The 17430-nt window shown below is 69.2% G+C and carries 17 protein-coding genes and 1 riboswitch; of the genes, 8 read left to right on the forward strand and 9 right to left on the reverse strand.

The annotated features are described in order from the left end of the window. Window position 1: 1 nt before the first annotated feature. Entirely contained in the window at window positions 2–769 is a 768-nt protein-coding gene (locus ACIBHX_RS11800; protein ID WP_397066643.1) for a metallophosphoesterase, read from the reverse strand. Window positions 770–842: 73 nt separating this feature from the next. Here ACIBHX_RS11800 and ACIBHX_RS11805 point away from each other — a divergent pair, with 73 nt between their 5' ends. The 4 genes from ACIBHX_RS11805 to ACIBHX_RS11820 all read left to right on the forward strand — a co-directional run bounded on the left by ACIBHX_RS11805 (window position 843) and on the right by ACIBHX_RS11820 (window position 5823). Then, window positions 843–2603 carry an AMP-dependent synthetase/ligase gene (locus tag ACIBHX_RS11805; protein WP_397066645.1) on the forward strand — a complete coding sequence of 587 codons (1761 nt, stop codon included), beginning with the start codon at window positions 843–845 and terminating at the stop codon, window positions 2601–2603. A gap of 179 nt (window positions 2604–2782) precedes the next feature. Beyond that, window positions 2783–4078, forward strand: coding sequence for an ABC transporter substrate-binding protein (locus ACIBHX_RS11810; RefSeq protein ID WP_397066647.1), 1296 nt, complete (start codon window positions 2783–2785; stop codon window positions 4076–4078). Window positions 4079–4081: 3 nt separating this feature from the next. Next, entirely contained in the window at window positions 4082–5017 is a 936-nt protein-coding gene (locus tag ACIBHX_RS11815) for a carbohydrate ABC transporter permease (RefSeq protein ID WP_397066649.1), read from the forward strand. Next, the gene (locus ACIBHX_RS11820; RefSeq protein WP_397066651.1) at window positions 5014–5823 is read left to right on the forward strand and encodes a carbohydrate ABC transporter permease; all 810 of its coding nucleotides are present in this window, start codon (window positions 5014–5016) and stop codon (window positions 5821–5823) included. Before ACIBHX_RS11815 ends, ACIBHX_RS11820 begins: the two co-directional genes overlap by 4 nt. On the opposite strand, the gene ACIBHX_RS11825 is transcribed toward ACIBHX_RS11820, so the two are convergent. Beyond that, window positions 5820–6587 carry a DeoR/GlpR family DNA-binding transcription regulator gene (locus ACIBHX_RS11825; protein ID WP_397066653.1) on the reverse strand — a complete coding sequence of 256 codons (768 nt, stop codon included), beginning with the start codon at window positions 6585–6587 and terminating at the stop codon, window positions 5820–5822. The genes ACIBHX_RS11820 and ACIBHX_RS11825 overlap by 4 nt on opposite strands. A gap of 278 nt (window positions 6588–6865) precedes the next feature. Here ACIBHX_RS11825 and ACIBHX_RS11830 point away from each other — a divergent pair, with 278 nt between their 5' ends. Genes ACIBHX_RS11830 through ACIBHX_RS11840 form a run of 3 tightly spaced genes read left to right on the forward strand, consistent with a single transcriptional unit; the run spans window position 6866 to window position 9929 of the window. Further along, the gene (locus ACIBHX_RS11830) at window positions 6866–8149 is read left to right on the forward strand and encodes an ABC transporter substrate-binding protein (RefSeq protein WP_397066655.1); all 1284 of its coding nucleotides are present in this window, start codon (window positions 6866–6868) and stop codon (window positions 8147–8149) included. Beyond that, window positions 8149–9015, forward strand: coding sequence for a carbohydrate ABC transporter permease (locus tag ACIBHX_RS11835; protein ID WP_397066656.1), 867 nt, complete (start codon window positions 8149–8151; stop codon window positions 9013–9015). Before ACIBHX_RS11830 ends, ACIBHX_RS11835 begins: the two co-directional genes overlap by 1 nt. Next, window positions 9012–9929, forward strand: coding sequence for a carbohydrate ABC transporter permease (locus tag ACIBHX_RS11840; protein ID WP_397066658.1), 918 nt, complete (start codon window positions 9012–9014; stop codon window positions 9927–9929). The genes ACIBHX_RS11835 and ACIBHX_RS11840 overlap by 4 nt, the downstream gene beginning before the upstream one ends. 57 nt (window positions 9930–9986) lie before the next feature. Here ACIBHX_RS11840 and ACIBHX_RS11845 read toward each other — a convergent pair whose 3' ends face one another. Further along, the gene (locus tag ACIBHX_RS11845) at window positions 9987–10847 is read right to left on the reverse strand and encodes an SDR family oxidoreductase (protein ID WP_397066660.1); all 861 of its coding nucleotides are present in this window, start codon (window positions 10845–10847) and stop codon (window positions 9987–9989) included. After that, window positions 10811–11665: an NmrA/HSCARG family protein gene (locus ACIBHX_RS11850; protein WP_397066662.1), complete on the reverse strand. Its 855-nt coding sequence runs from the start codon at window positions 11663–11665 to the stop codon at window positions 10811–10813. Before ACIBHX_RS11850 ends, ACIBHX_RS11845 begins: the two co-directional genes overlap by 37 nt. A 96-nt stretch (window positions 11666–11761) precedes the next feature. Here ACIBHX_RS11850 and ACIBHX_RS11855 point away from each other — a divergent pair, with 96 nt between their 5' ends. Then, complete coding sequence (locus ACIBHX_RS11855; protein ID WP_397066663.1) at window positions 11762–12205, forward strand: MarR family winged helix-turn-helix transcriptional regulator; 444 nt, start codon at window positions 11762–11764, stop codon at window positions 12203–12205. Window positions 12206–12257: 52 nt separating this feature from the next. Here ACIBHX_RS11855 and ACIBHX_RS11860 read toward each other — a convergent pair whose 3' ends face one another. From ACIBHX_RS11860 to ACIBHX_RS11880, 5 genes are read right to left on the reverse strand one after another with little or no spacing between them, the layout of a single operon-like run. Further along, window positions 12258–13262, reverse strand: a complete 1005-nt coding sequence (locus tag ACIBHX_RS11860) for an epoxide hydrolase family protein (protein WP_397066665.1) — start codon at window positions 13260–13262, stop codon at window positions 12258–12260. Window positions 13263–13293: 31 nt separating this feature from the next. Beyond that, window positions 13294–14370 carry a glycosyltransferase family 4 protein gene (locus ACIBHX_RS11865; RefSeq protein ID WP_397066667.1) on the reverse strand — a complete coding sequence of 359 codons (1077 nt, stop codon included), beginning with the start codon at window positions 14368–14370 and terminating at the stop codon, window positions 13294–13296. Further along, on the reverse strand, window positions 14367–15653 hold the full coding sequence (locus tag ACIBHX_RS11870) for a M48 family metallopeptidase (RefSeq protein WP_397066669.1): 1287 nt from the start codon (window positions 15651–15653) through the stop codon (window positions 14367–14369). The genes ACIBHX_RS11865 and ACIBHX_RS11870 overlap by 4 nt, the downstream gene beginning before the upstream one ends. A gap of 5 nt (window positions 15654–15658) precedes the next feature. After that, window positions 15659–16447, reverse strand: a complete 789-nt coding sequence (locus tag ACIBHX_RS11875; RefSeq protein WP_397066671.1) for a hypothetical protein — start codon at window positions 16445–16447, stop codon at window positions 15659–15661. A gap of 60 nt (window positions 16448–16507) precedes the next feature. Next, complete coding sequence (locus ACIBHX_RS11880) at window positions 16508–17017, reverse strand: C40 family peptidase (protein ID WP_397066673.1); 510 nt, start codon at window positions 17015–17017, stop codon at window positions 16508–16510. Window positions 17018–17078: 61 nt separating this feature from the next. Beyond that, a riboswitch (cyclic di-AMP (ydaO/yuaA leader) is annotated at window positions 17079–17249 on the reverse strand. Between the last annotated feature and the right edge of the window lie 181 nt (window positions 17250–17430).

The following is a 17430-nucleotide window of genomic DNA, read 5'->3' on the forward strand; positions in this document are numbered from 1 at the left end:
GTCACCATTCGAGGATGTACGGGACGCCCTTTCCACGGAAATGACCAACGTTCACGCATTCGGTCCTGCCGATGCGGGTGCGCTGGTAGAGCGGCTGGTGCACGTGCCCGAACAGGGCGTAGCGCGGCTGGGTCTCCCTGATCGCCTGCAGCGTCGCCTCGCTGCCCCGCTCGAAGCGCCTGGCCACCGTGTCGTACAGCAGTTCGGGCACCGCCGGCGGGATGTGGCAGCACAGCACGTCCACCTCGCCGACCGCGGCCACCTTCGCCGCGAACTCCTCGTCACTGATCTCGTACGGCGTGCGGTACGGGGTCCTGAGCCCGCCGCCGACGAACCCGAAGCGCCATCCCCCGATCTCGGCCGTCTGGCCGTCGAGCACGTGGTGGCCGTCCTTGGTGTAGTCCGCCCACAGGCGCGGCACGTCCACGTTGCCGTAGGTGAGGTAGGCGGGCTCGGGCATCGCCTCGAACAGCGCCTGGTACTGCTTCCTGACGTTGCGCTCGATGTGGTCGCGCGGATCGCCGTCCAGGGTCGCCCACAGCGCGGCGGACATGGCCCTGGCCTCGTCGAACCGCTTGGCCGTGCGCAGCGCGATGAACTCCTCGGCCTTGGCGGCGCCGAACAGGTCGGCGAAGATGCCCTGGGCGTTGTCCTCGTAGTCGATGAACAGGATCAGATCGCCCAGACAGATCAGCGCGTCCGCGCCGTCGCCCGCACGCGCGAGCGCGTCGGCCCTCCCGTGGACATCGCTCACGACATGGACCCGCATGCGGAAATCCTACGAGCGGGCGGCCACTAGAGTGTGATTCGGGAAGGACGTCCCCCGACGAGGAGTGAGCAGCGTGCGCGAGTACAGCGTCCCCGTGCTGGTGGATGTGCCCGCCTCGGCGAGCCTGAGCGACACCGTGTTCCGCCGCGGCGAGCAGGAGCCCGGCTCCGTGATCATGCGGCGCCAGGCGGAGGGGGCGTGGTCCGCCGTCACCGCGGGCGAGTTCCGCGACCAGGTGGTGGCGCTGGCCAGGGGCCTGGTGGCGGCGGGGATCGAGCACGGCGACCGCGTCGCGCTGATGTCGCGCACCCGCTACGAGTGGACGCTGATCGACTACGCCATCTGGTCGGTCGGAGCGGTCACGGTGCCGATCTACGAGACGTCCTCGGTCGAGCAGGTCAGGTGGATCCTGTCCGACAGCGGCGCCAAGGCCGCCTTCTACGAACTCGACCCGCACCTGGCGGCGATCAGTGAGGCCGCGCCCGACCTCAAACTGGTCTGGGGCGTCGAGGACGCCCTCGACGCGCAGGACGTCTCCGCGACCGACGCCGAGGAGCGCCGCTCCAAGGTCGGCGGAGCCGACCTTGCCTCGATCGTCTACACCTCCGGCACCACGGGGCGTCCCAAGGGCTGCCGGATCACCCACGACAACCTGCTGTTCACCGCGCGCAACGCCATCCACGGCCCGGCCGAGCGGCTGTTCACCATCCCCGACCCGTCCGCGCTGCTGTTCCTGCCGCTGGCGCACATCTTCGCCCGGCTCATCCAGGTCGCGGTGATCGAGGCGGGCGCGATCCTGGCGCACACGCCCAACATGAAGAACGTCGCGCCCGACCTGGCCTCCTTCCGCCCCACGTTCATGCTGGGCGTGCCGCGGGTGTTCGAGAAGGTCTACATCGGCGCCGAGCAGAAGGCGACCGCCTCGGGCAAGGGCAAGATCTTCGCGCAGGCGGCCGCGACGGCCGTCGAGTGGAGCAAGGCCGAGTCCTCCGGCGGCGCAGGCCTCGGCCTGCGGCTGCGACACGCCCTGTTCGACCGGCTGGTGTACGGCAAGCTGCGCGCGGCCACCGGCGGCCACCTGCGCTACTGCATCAGCGGCGGCGGCGCGCTCGGTGAGCGGCTCGGCCGCTTCTTCCACGGCGTGGGCATCGAGATCCTCGAGGGTTACGGGCTGACGGAGACCACCGCCCCCTCCACGGTGAACATCCCGGGCGCCAACAAGTTCGGCACGGTCGGCAAGCCGCTGCCCGGCGTCACGGTCGCCATCGGCGAGGACGGCGAGATCCTGGTCAAGGGCCGGCACGTCTTCGACGGCTACTGGAACAACGACACGCCCGCGCGCGACGCCGAGGGCTGGTACCACACCGGCGACCTGGGCGAGCTGGACGCCGACGGCTACCTGCGCATCACGGGGCGCAAGAAGGAGATCCTGGTCACGGCGGCGGGCAAGAACGTGGCGCCCGGGCCGATGGAGGACGTCATGCGCGCCCACCCGCTGGTCTCCCAGGCGATGGTCGTCGGCGACGGCCGGCCGTTCGTGGGGGCGCTGGTCACGCTCGACCCCGAGGCGCTCGACCACTGGAAGACGGCGCACAACCGGCAGGGCGCGACCCTGGCCGAGCTGCGTACGGACCCGGAGATCCTGGCCGAGGTCCAGTCGGCCGTCGACGCGGCCAACCGCACGGTGTCGCACGCCGAGCAGGTCAAGAAGTTCACCATCCTCGACGTCGACATCACCGAGGAGTCGGGTCACCTGACGCCCACGCTGAAGATCAAGCGTGCCGTCGTCATGCGCGACTTCGCCAAGGACGTCGACGCCCTGTACGGCGCCTGACGTCCGATTCTCTCCCAACCCCGCGCGGCGGGGTTCCTTTGGCATGCCGTACGGCGTGTGCAGTGATCCTATCTTTCGCCCTTCTGGAACCCGTCTCTTGACAGCTGTGGGCCAAATCACATACTAGTGATCCTACCTCTTGATAGTAAGAGTTCTTAACGAATCGGCGGTTCAGGAGGATGACCACAGTGCACAAGATGTTCGCGGCGATGTTAGCCGCGGCGTTGGGCCTCACCGCGTGCTCGTCCGGTGGCGGCTCTCAGAGCTCGACGGCGCCGACGTCGTCGGCGCCCGGGAAACAGAAGGTCTCCTTCCTGGTCTTCCCCTCGCCCAACCTCCCGGAGTCGTATTGGAAGGCCCAGGTCGACCTGGTGACCAAGGCGAATCCGGACCTGGAGGTGGAGCTGGTCTCCGCCCCCTCGGAGTCCGACCGCAACGACTACGCCAAGCAGCTCGCGGCCTCGGGCCAGTTGCCCGACGTGCAGATCGGCATGCAGGACCTGGTGGCGCTCGAGCCGAACCTGGCGCCCTGGTCGCAGGAAGAGCTCACGGACTTCCTGTGCCCCACCTGCGGCGCCGTCAACGGCAAGGTGCTGCAGCTGCCCACCAACACCCAGACGATCCCCAACGTCTACTACAACAAGAAGCTCTTCCAGAAGGCCGGGATCTCCGCCCCGCCCAAGACCTACGCCGAGCTGCTGGCCGACGCCGAGAAGCTGAAGGGCAAGGGCGTCACGCCGTTCGTCAGCGGCGGCGTGTTCGTCACCTCGCAGCCGTGGACGGCGCTGCTGGCCAACGACCTGTACGCCAAGACGTCCGACTGGATGGCCAAGCGGCGCAGCGGTGACGCGAAGTTCGCCACGGACGCGGCGTTCAGGTCGGCCACGCAGAAGTTCGCCGACCTGGCGGCCAAGGGCTACATCGACAAGCGGCAGATCGGCCAGGACTACCCCAAGACGCAGGAGGCGTTCCTGGCGGGCAAGGGCGCGATGTACCCGATGGGCAGCTGGTTCGCCGCGGCGGCCGACAAGTCGCCGATCAAGGACGACATCGGCGTGTTCGCCTGGCCGAGCGACGACGGCAGCCTGCACATGCCGACCTTCACCGGCGGCGGCCTGTCGGTGAGCGCGAGCGCGAAGAACCCGGCCGCGGCCAAGAAGTTCGCGCTGGCCTTCCAGCTGCAGAAGGAGAACCTGGACGCCTCGGTCAAGGCCGACGCGCTGTTCCCGGCGATCAAGGGCTACACGCCGCCGTCCGACACGGGCCCGGTGTTCAAGGCCACCTACGACCTGTGGCAGCAGGCGCAGCAGTCCAACGCGACCGTCCCCGCGTTCTCGTGGGAGGCGGGCGACGCGGCGATGCTGCCCGGCATGCAGGGCAAATTCTGGTCCACGGCGCAGGACCTGGTCAGCGGCAAGAAGAACGTCGACCAGGCGCTGCAGTTCCTGGATACCGAGTGGGAGAAGTCCGGCTGAGCGATGGCGGTCGACACCGAGACACGCCGTGAGCCCAGGCACGCGCAGGCGGCCGCGCGGCCGCGCAGGGGGCCTGGGCTCTGGCACTTCCTGACCTTCGCCGCCCCCGGCACGCTGATCTACTTCTGCTTCGTGGTGCTGCCGATCGGGCTGAGCTTCGGCTACAGCCTGACCAACCAGGCGCTGCTGCGGCCGAAGACCCAGTTCGTGGGGCTGCGTAACTACAAGCTGCTGTTCCAGGACGACACCTTCCTGCAGTCGCTGAAGGTGACCACGATCCTCACGCTGATCGTGGTGATCGTGCCCAACGTCCTCGGGGTGGCCATCGCCGTCCTGCTGGACCGCAGGGGCTGGCTCTACAACGCGCTGCGCAGCGTGTTCTTCACGCCGATGGTCATCAGTTCGGTGGTCATCAGCGTGATCTGGACGCGCATCCTGGCCGACGACGGGCCGATCAACCAGGCGCTGCGCGGGCTGGGGGTGCGCCAGCCGCCGGGCTGGCTGTCGGATCCCGACCTGGCGCTGTACTCCCTGGCCTCCATCGTCTGCTGGCAGATGCTCGGCTTCTGCGTGGTGGTCTACCTGGCCGGGCTGCAGGGCGTGCCGCAGGAGCTGGCCGAGGCGGCGGCCATCGACGGGGCGGGGCCGGTGCGGCGGTTCCGCAGCATCACCTGGCCGCTGCTGGCCCCGGCGCTGACGATCAACACGGTGGTCCTGCTGATCTCCGCGTTCAAGATCTTCGACCACGTGAAGGTGATCACGAACGGCGGGCCTGGCACGGGCACCACGGCGACGGTGGCCTTCGTGATCCTCCAGGAGGGGTTCGTGGAGAACCGCACCGGTTACGCCAGCGCCGAGGCCGTGGTGATGCTCGTGATCATCGCGGCGCTGGCCGTACTGGCTCTGAGAATCCTGCAGCGGAGGGAGGTGCAGCTGTGAGGCGTTCGCTGGTGGCGCTGGTGGTGGGCGGGGTGTTCTTCATCCCGCTCTACATCGCGCTGATCAACGTGTTCAAGCCGAGCAGGGAGGTCGCGGCGGGGGCGATGTCGCTGCCGGCGCCGCCCACGCTGGACAACCTGGTGCGCGTGCTGACCAGCCCGGACAGCCTGTTCTGGGCGTCGCTGCGGACCAGCGTGATCGTGACGGGGCTGTCGATCGTGATCCTGACGCTGCTGTCGGCCATGCTCGGGCACTACCTGGCCAGGAAGGACACCTGGTGGTCCAAGACGATCATGGTGCTGCTGCTGTGCGGGCTGATGATCCCGCCGCAGGTGATCCTCATCCCGATCACGCAGGTGCTCAAGGCGTTCGGGCTGATGTCCACGCTGCAGGGGCTGGTCCTGTTCAACGTGGGCTACTACGTGCCCTTCGGCGTGTTCGTGTTCTCGGGCTTCATGAAGGGCGTGCCCAGGGAGCTGGAGGAGGCGGCGGCCATCGACGGGGCCTCGCGCTGGCAGACGTTCTGGCGGATCGTCTTCCCGCTGCTGCGGCCGGCCACGGCGAGCGTGCTGATCTTCCTGGGAGTGTGGATCTGGAACGACTTCCTCAACCCGCTGATCATCTACGGCCCGCGCGAGGGGACGACGATCATGACGGGGATCTACAAGTCGCTGGGGCAGTACGCGGCGGACTTCGGCGGGATGTTCGCGCTGATGTTCCTGGCCACGCTGCCGATCCTGATCTTCTACCTGCTGCTGCAGAAGCAGTTCGTCAAGGGGCTGACGGGAGGCGCCACCAAGGGCTAGGCGATGACCAGCTCGCCGACCTGCTCGGCGAGCGCGCTCTTGGCCGACTCCGGCAGGCCGGCGTCGCACACCAGCACGTCGGCCTCGCCGAGCGGGGCGATGGTGCTGATGCCCACCGTGCCCCACTTGGTGTGGTCGGCCAGCACGACCAGGCGGCCGGCGGCCTCGACCATGGCCCGGTCGGCCTCGGCCTCCATCATGTTGGGCGTGGTGAAGCCGGCCCGCACGGTCATGCCGTGCACGCCGAGCAGCAGCACGTCCACGTTGAGCTGGCGGATCGCGGCCACCGCGACGGGGCCCACGAGCGCGTCCGAGGGCGTGCGCGTGCCGCCGGTGAGGACGACGGTCTGGTCGGGGCGGCCGCCGCGCTGGAAGACGTCGGCGATCCTGATGGAGTTCGTCAGCACGGTCAGCCCCGGCATGGCGGCCAGGTGGTGTGCCAGCGTCCACGTGGTGGTCCCCGCCGACAAGGCGACCGCGCTGCCCGGCCGTACCAGGCGGGCGGCGGCCCTGGCGATGGCCTGCTTCTCGTCTTCCTGCTGCACGGACTTGGCGGCGAAGCCGGGCTCGTCGGTGGAGCCCGCCTCCAGCGTGGTGGCGCCGCCGTGCACCTTGGCCAGCAGGCCGCGCTCGGCCAGCACCTCCAGGTCGCGGCGGACCGTGATGTCCGAGACGCCGAACTCGCGGACCAGGTCCACGACGCGCACGCCGCCGTTGAGCCGGACCAGGTCCAGGATCGCCTGCTGTCGTTGCCGGGCGAGCATCGCACCACCGGGTTCCCACAGTTTCCGACATGCCCTGGGCGCATCATGTCACAGCTTTTCCACGAATCCAGTGGTGAGTCTTGCGCGGTTCTGGTGACTTGCCAACCCTTCCCGATAAGACGCGCCGCTGGTCATCGCGGTGGTCATGCGGCTAGGGAGCGCGCCGTAGGACTTCCGACATGAAACCGTTGTTTGACAGTCCGATTTGTTGGATTTTCGATGAATGAAGATGAGCGAACTCGGGGGAATCTGAGGGTTCCGGGCAAGGAGGAGTCACCATGGCCCAACAATCGATCTCCCGCAGGAACATGCTGCTGGGCGCCGCGGCCGCGTTCGGGGTGCCGGCGGTCCTGGCGGCGTGCGGCACAGGCACGAACACGACCACGGCCGGCAAGAGCTCCGGCGCGCTGAGCACGGTCACGCTCGGCTCCAACGCCTCCGACGAGATCCCGAAGAAGAGCCTGGAGACGCAGATCGCGGCGTTCAAGCAGGCCCAGGTCAAGATCAACACGGTTGACCACAACACGTTCCAGGAGAACATCAACCGCTACCTCAAGGGCACGCCGGACGACGTGTTCACCTGGTTCGCCGGTTACCGCATGCAGTTCTTCGCCGCGCAGGGCCTGGCCACGGACATCTCGGACGTGTGGCAGGAGATCAGCGCCGACTACACCCCCGCCTTCAAGGCCGCCTCGACCGGCCAGGACGGCAAGCAGTACTTCGTGCCGTCGACGTACTACCCGTGGGCGGTCTTCTACCGCAAGAGCCTGTGGCAGCAGAAGGGCTACCAGCCGCCCAAGACGCTGGATGAGTACATCGCGCTGGCCAAGAAGATGAAGGCCGACGGGCTCATCCCGATCGCCTTCGCCGACAAGGACGGCTGGCCGGCGATGGGCACCTTCGACATCCTGAACATGCGGATGAACGGCTACGACTTCCACATCTCGCTGATGGGCGGCAAGGAGTCGTGGACGGACCCGAAGGTCAAGCAGGTCTTCGACACCTGGCGGGGCCTGCTGGAGTACCACCAGCCGGCGGCGCTCGGCCGTACCTGGCAGGAGGCCGGGCAGTCGCTGCAGCAGAAGAAGACCGGCATGTACCTGCTGGGCATGTTCGTGGCCCAGCAGTTCCCTGAGAACGAGCGCGACGACCTCGACTTCTTCACCTTCCCCGAGATCAACCCGTCCTTCGGTACCGACTCCATCGACGCGCCCATCGACGGCTACATGATCTCGGCCAAGGCCAAGAACGTGGACGGCGCCAAGGTGTTGCTCAAGCACTTCGCCCAGGCCGCCACGCAGAACATGGCGACCAAGCTCGACCCCGGCACGCTGGCGGCCAGCTCCAAGGCCGACCCCAGCGGCTACAGCTCGCTGCAGAAGCGCGGCGCCGAGCTGGTCAACCAGGCCACGCACATCGCCCAGTTCCTCGACAGAGACACCAGGCCCGACTTCGCCTCGACGGTGATGATCCCGTCGTTGCAGACGTTCATCACCAAGCCCAACGACATCGACTCGCTGCTGGCGAGCATCGAGAAGCAGAAGGCCAACATCTTCCAGTGATGAAGACCCGACGCTATTCCACCCGGGACAAGATGCTCCTGGCGGGCGGACTCGGGGTGGCCATCGTGGTCAACGTGGGCCTCATCTGGGGGCCCACGCTGGCCTCGGTCGCGCTGTCCGGCACGGACTGGAACGGGATCGGGCCGATCAGGGGGGTGGGCGGGGAGAACTACGGCCAGCTGGCCACGGACTACCCGCCCTTCTGGTCGGCCGTCAGGAACAACCTGCTGTGGCTGGGGTTCCTGGGGCTGATCGCCACGCCGTTCGGGCTGTTCTGCGCGGTGCTGCTCGATCGGAAGCTGCGCTTCTCACGGGTGTACCAGAGCGCTCTGTACATGCCGGTGGTGTTGTCGCTGGCCGTCGTGGGCTTCATCGCCCAGCTCGTCTACTCCTCCGACTACGGCGTCCTTAACTCGATATTTCATCTCAAGGTGGACTGGCTGGGCGATCGGGCCATCAACATCTGGGTCGTGATGATCGCCGCCGGGTGGCGCCATGTCGGCTACGTCATGATCATCTACCTGGCCGGGCTCAAGGCCGTGGACCCGGCGCTGAAGGAGGCCGCCGCGATCGACGGGGCCAACGAGGCGCAGGCCTTCTTCCGCGTCGTGTTCCCGACCCTGCGCCCTGTCAACGTGATCGTGCTGGTCATCACGGTGATCGAGGCGCTGCGCGCCTTCGACATCGTCTACGCCATCAACAAGGGCCGCAACGGGCTGGAGCTGCTGTCGGTGCTGGTCACGGAGAACATCGTGGGCGAGGCCAGCCGGATCGGGTTCGGCTCGGCCATCGCGGTGATCCTGCTGGTGATCTCGCTCGGCTTCATCGTCACCTACCTGTCGCAGTTGTTCAGGGAGGAACGATGACGCTCACCGCACCCACCGCGTCGAAGACCGCCGACCGGCCGCGGACTGCCCCCCGCAAGCCGGTCAGGCCGCTGCGGATCCTGCTCTACGCCTTCCTGTCGGTGGTGGCGCTGGGCTGGATCCTGCCGCTGGTGCTGGCCGTCTACGCCTCGCTGCGCCCCTACGACGAGACGTCGCGGCTGGGCTACTTCTCGCTGCCCGAGCACCTGACGCTCGGCTACTACGGGCAGGCGTGGAGCGAGGCGAACCTGCCCAAGTACTATCTGAACACGCTGATCATCGTGATCCCCGGCGTGCTGATCACGCTCGCGCTGGCCTCGTTCACCGCGTTCGCGATCTCCCGGCTGCGCATCCCCGGCCGCAAGGCGCTGCTGATCGTCTTCACCGCGGGGAACCTGCTGCCGCCGCAGGTGCTCATCACGCCGCTGTACACGCTCTACACGCTGATCCCGCTGCCGTCGTGGATCTCGGACTCGCAGTCGCTCTACGACTCCTATCTCGGGCTGATCCTCGTCCACGTGGCCTTCCAGTTCGGGTTCTGCGTGTTCGTGATGTCCAACTTCATGCGGACGATCCCCGAGGAGATCTCCGAGGCCGCGCTGGTGGACGGTGCCTCGGTGTGGCGGCGCTACTGGCAGCTCACGCTGCCGCTGTGCCGGCCGGTGCTGGCGGCGCTCAGCACGCTGCAGTTCACCTGGATGTACAACGACTTCCTGTGGGCGCTGGTGCTGATGTCGTCGGGCGACAAGCTGCCGGTCACCTCGGCGCTGAACAACCTGCGCGGGCAGTTCTTCACCGACTACAACCTGCTGGCCGCCGGCTCGGTGCTGGTGGCGCTGCCCACCCTGATCGTCTTCCAGATGCTGCACAAGCAGTTCGTCGCCGGCCTGACTCTGGGATCCACGAAAGGATGATCTTGCTGTTGTACGGCGGGCCGCCCCACCGGCCGCCCGCCGTACTCCGGCGGGCGCTCACCTGAAGGCGTCGAGGTTCTCGGACGCCCAGTCGCGGAAGGTGCGCGGTGCCAGGCCCGTCAGGTCGTGGACGGTGGGCAGCGGGGTGCCGAACGGGCCGTCCTGACGCAACGAGCGCACGCTCTCCTCGGCCTCCTCCTCCGAGGTGCCGAAGGCCGTCATGGCGCGCACCGCGGCCTCCGCGGGCACCTCCTCAAAGGTCAGCGGCCGTTCCAGCAGCTCGCCGAGCAGGCGGGTCTGGCCGGATGGAGTCGTGCGTTCAGGGCCGGTCAGCGAGTACGCGCGGCCTTCGTGGCCGCTCGACAGCAGCGCCGTCACGGCGACCGCCGCGATGTCGTCCGGGTGGATCGGCGCCACCGGCGTATCGCCCGTCATCGATCGGACGACGCCCTCGGCGCGGATCGACGCCGCCCATTGCAGAGCGTTGGAGGTGAACACGCCGGGGCGCAGGAACGTCCACGGGATGCCCGACCGTCGCACCGTGTCCTCCGCCTCGCGGTGCCAACGAGCGACGACACCTCCCCGTGCCGGCTCAACGCTCAGCGAGGACATCAGCACGATGCGCCGGAGCCCTTCCGCGGTGCGCACGACGTTGGCGACCTGCTCGGTCACCCGCGGGCCCAGGCCCATCACATACGCCGTGTCCACGCCCGTCAGGAGGTCGCGCAGCGTGCCTGGCTCATCGAGATCGCCGACGACGACCTCCGCACCGTCGAACACCGTGTCAGGGTTCCGGGTGAGCGCCCTGACCTTGTGACCCGCCGCGGTCAAGCGCCCTACGATGCCGCGCCCGACGTTGCCGGTGGCCCCGGTGACCAGGATCATGCCGCCACCTGCCCGCTGGTCCGGGCGAGCCACGCCCTGAGCGTGAGCAGACCGGGATGCCGATTCCGCAGAGCGGGGATGTCAGCGTCGTATCCGGACTCCCCGAACCAGAACAGCATGCGTGCCTCCTTGCCCATGGTCCGCAGCAGCACCCGGGGGATGCGCGCGTAGCGTCCCTGCCTGCCCATGGCTTTGAGCGTGGCGGCGATCTCAGGCACGGTGAGCTGGTCTCCGGCCAGCTCCAGCGCCTGGCCGGTGTACGTGTCCGGCTGCTCGAAGGCGAGCCGCGCGAAGACGCCGATGTCCTTTACGGCGATCATCTGCAGGGAGGTGCTCTGTCCGAGCACGGCGGCCATCATGCCGAGCCCGACGGAGACCCCGCGCATGGTGAACACGTCCATGAACGTGGTCGGGCGCAGCACGGTGGCAGGCAACCCGGTGGCCCGCAGGTGCTGCTCGATCTCCCACTTGGTGTCGAAGTGCGGGATGCCGCGCACCCGTTCGGCCCCACCCACGGAGGCGTAGACGAAGTGCTCGACGCCTGCGGCCCTGGCCGCGTCGCTCAGCGTGATGCCCTGCTTGACCTCCCCCTTCAGCCCGGCGGTCCGGGAGTTCTGCACGCCGAAGACGCCGTAGGCGCCCTTCAGCGCCTGCTTCAGCGACTCCCTGTCCGCCATGTCTCCGGCGAAGACCTCCACGCCCCGCGCCGCCAGCGCCTTGGCGGGCGCGCCGACAGGATCTCGGGTCAGGGCACGCACCCGCCACCGGTCCGGGTGTTCGAGCAGCGCGTCCACGACGGCGCCGCCCTGGTTGCCGGTTGCCCCGGCGACGAGGATCAGCGGCTTGTCCATGACAGTCCCTCCCGTAGAATCAGATGTACTGAACTACTGGATAGTTACATAGTTCAGTATTTGCCGTGCTGACAGTGTGGGAAGGAAGACGCTCGAATGTCAAGTGGAGCGACCGAGCTGGGCGAGTTGCTGGTGGCCGCGTACCGGGCCTTCACGCAGCAGGGCAGGGCCAGGTTCGGCGAGCACGGGCTCTCGCCCGCCAAGGTGCGCCTGCTGACCACCCTCCATCACCGCCAGGACAGCCGCATGCGGGATCTGGCGGACGTGCTCGGCGTCAGCGGACGGGCGGTCACCCCGCTGGTGGACGCGCTGGAGTCCGATGGCCTGATCACCAGGAAGCCGGATCCGGGAGATCGGCGGGCCTTCCGGCTCGCGCTCACCGACGCGGGACTCGGCACGATCGACCAGATCGCCCGCCTGCAACAGCAGGTCAGCGAGGACATCTTCCGCGGCATGCCCGCCGAGGACCAGCGCGAGCTGGCCCGCCTGCTGCGTGCCTTCCTCGGCACGACCCATGGTCCAGGATGTCCTCCAGCCTGACCGTGGGCTCGATCGCCCGCCGTCACGGGGCCCGGAACCCGTCCGGGCGGGATCAGCGGAGCCCGTCGAAGAAGGCGTGGATGTCGTCAGCCAGGGTCTGCGGGGCCTGGTGGGCGGCGTAGTGGCCGCCGCCCTCGTGAGTGCGCCAGGAGACGATGTTCGCGTGGTCGCGGCGGGCCAGGGCTTGGATCGAGCGGAAGATGTCGCCCGTGAACTCCGAGACGGCGATCGGGAAAGCGGTGGGCTCGGCAGGATGCGGGGCGCGGGCATCCTCGTGGTAGAAGCGGATGGCCGAGCCGCCGGTGCCGGTCAGCCAATAGAGAGTGACGTTGGTGAGCGCGAAGTCGGCGGAGACCGCCTCGCCGAACAGTTGCCCGTTCCAGGCCAGCAGCCCGGCCGGCGAGTCGTCGAGCGCCGGCGCCACGATCTCCGGCTGCAGGGCGTGCACGCTCAGGTAGGCGCCGCGCCGCGTGATGAACTCCCGGTCGGCGCGCAGCCGTTCGGCGTCCTCGGGAGCCAGCTCCAGCGGCCCGCCGTCGGGCAGCGAGAAGACCTGCGTGACGTGCACCCCCGCCACGTGCCCGGGATCGAGCCGCCCCAGCTCCAGCGAGACGAACGTGCCCAGGTCGTTGCCCACGGCCCCGTAACGGCCGTAGCCCAGCCGCCGCATCAGCTCCGCCCACGCCCCCGCCGTCCGGTGCCGGTCCCACCCGGTGGCGGGCCCGGAGAACCCGAACCCGGGCAGCGCAGGGATCACCAGGTCGTACCCGGCCAGCGGCTCGATCAGGTCCAGGTACTCCACCACCGACCCCGGCCACCCGTGCGTCAGGATCAGCGGGAACGCCCCCGGCGAGGCGGAGCGCACGTGCAGGAAGTGGATCCGCTGCCCGTCGATCTCGGTGGTGAACTGCGGATGCGCGTTGAGCCTGGCCTCCCAGGCCCGCCAGTCGTACCGGTCGCGCCAGTACGCGGCCAGTCCGGGCTCCTCGATCCCCTTCAGCCGCCCGGCCAGGTCGTCGAGCGCGGCCCGCGGAACGTCGATCAAGAACGCTTTCATGACAGCATGCTGTCGTGTCGACAGTATGCTGTCAATCGAGTAGGGCGCGGAACCGGGCGGCGACGAGGTCCCACGCCCACTCCCTGGCAACCCACTGGCGGCCCTCGGCGCCCAGCTTCCTGGCCCGCTCCGGGTCGGTGAGGAGCTCGACCAGGGCGGCCGACACCTCCGCCACGTCGGTCCCGTCGACCACGAGACCCGTCTCGCCGTGCCGTACCGCGTCAGGAGCGCCGCCCGAGTCTCCCGCCACCACCGGCAGCCCGCTGGCCGACGCCTCCAGGAAGACGATTCCCAGCCCCTCCACGTCGATCCCGCGCAGCCGGGTACGGCACGGCATCGCGAACACCGAGGCCGCCGCGTAGTACCCGGGCAGCCGCTCGGCGGGCACGCTCCCGGCGAAGCGGATCGACGGCGCCCCGCCAGCCAGCCGTTCCAGCCGCCTCCTGTCGGGCCCACCGCCCACCAGGACGAGTTCGGCGTCCGGCACGGCGGCCAGGACCCGCGGCCAGGCCCTGATGAGCTGGTCCTGCCCCTTGCGCGGCACCAGCCGCGACACGCACAGCACGGTGGGCCGCCGGCCCTCCCCGGGAGCGGCGGGGTGGAAGAGGTCCACGTCGACGCCCGGGGCCAGCCGTACCAGCTTCTCCTGGGCGATCACGGTGGCCAGCCGGGCACGCGTGTACTCCCCCAGGTACGTCACCACGTCCGCGTGCTCGCCGATCCGCCGCAGCGCCTCGCGGAACAGCGGCGTGGCGGCCCAGGACGCCTCGTGCCCGTGCGTCAGCATGACGATCCGGCGCGCTCCCGCCTCCCGCAGCCGGGGCGCCATGAGCCCGAGCGGCGCCGCCGCGCCGAAGACGACCGTGTCCGCGCCGTGCTCGGCGACCAGCCGAGCCGCCCGCCGCGCCACCGCGGGCGTCGGCAGCATGAGCGAGGTGGGATGGCGCACGATCTCGTACGGCTGCCGCCGGTCGAACTCGGCGCACCCCTGCCACGCGGGTGCGTACACCGCCACACCGGGCGTGCGCAGCGCCAGCCCCTGCACGAACGACTGGATGCCGCCTGGCCGCGGGGGAAAGTCGTTCGTGACGATCACGACGTTCCTCATGGTGGTACTGGAGAGCCGTTCAACAGGGCCCAGGAGCGGGCCATGGCGATGCGCTGAGGCGCCGTCGGATGCGAGGCATAGAGCACATATTCCACAACATTCGGCGTCAAGTCGGAAATGTTGGCTACGGCCAGCCGCTTCTGCATCGACACGAACGTGGCGGGGTCCCTTGTCAGGTCCAGCGCGAAGGCGTCGGCGCTGGCCTCGACGTGGCGGCTGACGAGGTTCTCCCCCGGCCCGGACAGCACGGTCGCCAGGCTCATCAGTCCGATGACCACGCCCACCGCGCGCGGATCGGCGATCGACGCGACGCCGCCGCGCCGTCGTACCAGGGGGAAGACCACGAACAGCAGCCCCGCGCCGAAGGCGGCGGTGAGCGCGCCGACCAGCGTGCCGTAGATGACGTCCTGGTGCTCGGCGTGGCCCAGCTCGTGCGCCACGACCAGCTCGATGTCCTTCTCCGGCGCCTGGAGCAGCGTGTCGTAGACGACGATGCGCCGCGTGGCGCCGAACCCCGAGACGTAGGCGTTGAGCGCCCTGGTCCGCTTGGAGGCGTCGGCCACGAGCACGTCCTCCACGGGCACGTCCGCCCGGGTGGCCATGCCGAGCAGCTTGGTGCGCAGCGGCCCGGAGGGCAGCGGGCGGAAGTCGTTGAAGAGCGGCTCGACCACGACGGGGTAGACGAACGAGGCCACCACGGTGAACAGCGCGGCGCCGATGGCGGCGGGGATCCACCAGCGTCTGAGCCTGCGCGCCAGCGCCATCAGCACGATCAGCATGACCGACAGGATCACCACGCTGATCGCGATGCCCTTGAGCCGGTCGCCGGTCCAGCTCGCCCAGTTCTGCGTGGACAGGCCGTACTGGCGGAGGATCGTCTCGAACCACATGCCCAGCGGCCAGCGCAGCAGCTCGACGATCGCGGTCAGCACCAGCACGCCCAGCACGATCCGCACCCATCGCGGCCCCCGCAGCCGGGCCAGCAGCCGCGCGCCGAAGGGCGTGGCGACCAGGACGCCGGCGAAGACGATCGTCAGCGCGAGCGAGAGGTTGCCGGGGACGCTGGTGGCGGCGTCGAAGGCGTCGGCGCGGGCGATCTGCGCCGCGGTGAAGTCGCGCGCCGGGTCGGGCGGGACGTAGGGAGCCTCGGGCGGCAGCGCCCGCCACGGCGTGGTGAGGATCACGACGGCCATGATCAGCGCCCCCAGGACCACCATGGCGATACCGGTCCCCCGCGACGGCCGCGCGTCCTCGGTGAGGTCGTCAGGCGCCGTGTCGATCATCGATGTCACCCCAGTCGCTCGCGCACGTAGTCGCGCCACATCCCGGTCAGCCGCGCGACGTCAAGTCCTACCGTCGCGCGCAGCGCCCGGTCCACACCACGGGCCCGCGCGTCGCGGTAGAGCGCCACCAGCCTCTCCTCACCGAAGCGCTCCGCCAGGAACCGACACGCCAGCCACGCCTCCTGATAGCTCTGCGGCAGCCGTACGGCGCCCGGCGCGAACCCGCCGGGACCCGGCAGCGCGCGCGGCACCCGGCCGGCCCTGACCTCGGCCCTGAGCTCCGCCGCGGCCACGGGCAGGCTCAGGCCGGAGTCCTTGTAGGCCACGTAGTCGGCGAAGCCCTCGTAGAGCCACGCGGGCAGTCCCTTCGTCCCCGCGGCGACGTGGGTGAGCTCGTGGGTGAGGACCACGTCGCGGCCGGTCGGGGTGAGCCGGGCGAAGCCGTCTGGCACCACGATCACCCGGTCCCCGTCGGCCAGCGCGGCCAGCCCCGCCACGGAACCCACTCCGGCCATCCGGGCCGCCTCGGCAGCGGAGGCGGGGACCACGACCTTCGCCGTCACCCGCCCGCCCAGGACGCGCGCGACCCGCCGCGCCGCGGTGTCGGCCCGGCCGGCGAGGTCGCGGAGAAGCTTCGGGTCCGCGCCGGGACCGGCGACGACGGACACCTCGCCCCGGACCGCCTGGGCGCTCGCGGCGGGCGGGGTTCGCGGGATTTGGGGCGCGCCGGCGGCGACGAGCCCGAGCAGCAGCAGGCCCGCGATCACCATTTTGCGGCTCACCTGCGCGGACACGATGCTCGATGGTAAGCACGAAGGCCCCGCCCCACAAATGGGGCGGGGCCTTCGTGACGGTCAGAGCCCGGGTCGGACCGCTCCGGCGAACGTCGACTTCCGCCATCCGCTGAGCTTGTCGATCCGGACCCTCTCACCGGTCTTCGGCGAGTGGATCATCTTGCCGTTTCCGACATACATGCCCACGTGGCCAAGCCCGTGGAAGAACATCAGGTCACCCGGCTGGAGATGCTTCCAGGAGACCTTCTTCCTGATGCGGGCGAACTGGCTTGCCGCCACGCGGGGGAGCTTGACCCCGGCCTTGCGCCAGGCGTACTGGACAAGACCGGAGCAGTCGAACGAGCCGGGCCCGGTGGCCCCGTACCGGTACGGGTCACCGATCTGGGCCTTGGCCACGGTTACCGCCTTCCGGGCCCTCGACTGCTGCCGAGCGAATGTGGCCGCCCTCGCCGACTTGGCGGTGGTCGCCGCCTTGACGGTGAAGCTGACGGCCGTCTCTGTCGTCGCCGCCTGAGCCGCTGGGGCATGGAGGACCAGACCTCCGGCCGTCACGGTCATCGTGAGTGCCACCCCACTCAGGGCAAGGCGAGACAGACGGGGGTTATGCAGGGGAGTAGACAGGATTTCTCCTTGGGTCTTCCACGAACGCCTACCGGGTTAGCTGACGGATTCGGGCCTGGAAGACTCGCCCTACGGCACGCCATGCGCGCCGATTCACCCCTTGATCCCTGGGGGACGATCAGGGATCTGTGGTTCCCCGGCTCCGTGCCTCCTGACTGCACGGACTCGGCCAATGGATCTTTATGCGTCCACATCGACCACGGTGCCGGGGTTCGATGTCGGTTGGCGGCGACCTGGCTGGAGCACCGCGACGCCAGAAGCTACGCCGAAAGGTCACGATCCGGCAAAGTGACAGCAAAGTTGTCAAGATCGAATAAGCGGCTTGTAAAGCCTCCAACCCCTGCTGGAACGAGGGGCGCCGT

Origin of the sequence: Nonomuraea sp. NPDC050536, assembly GCF_044457685.1 — a bacterium.
GTDB lineage: Bacteria > Actinomycetota > Actinomycetes > Streptosporangiales > Streptosporangiaceae > Nonomuraea.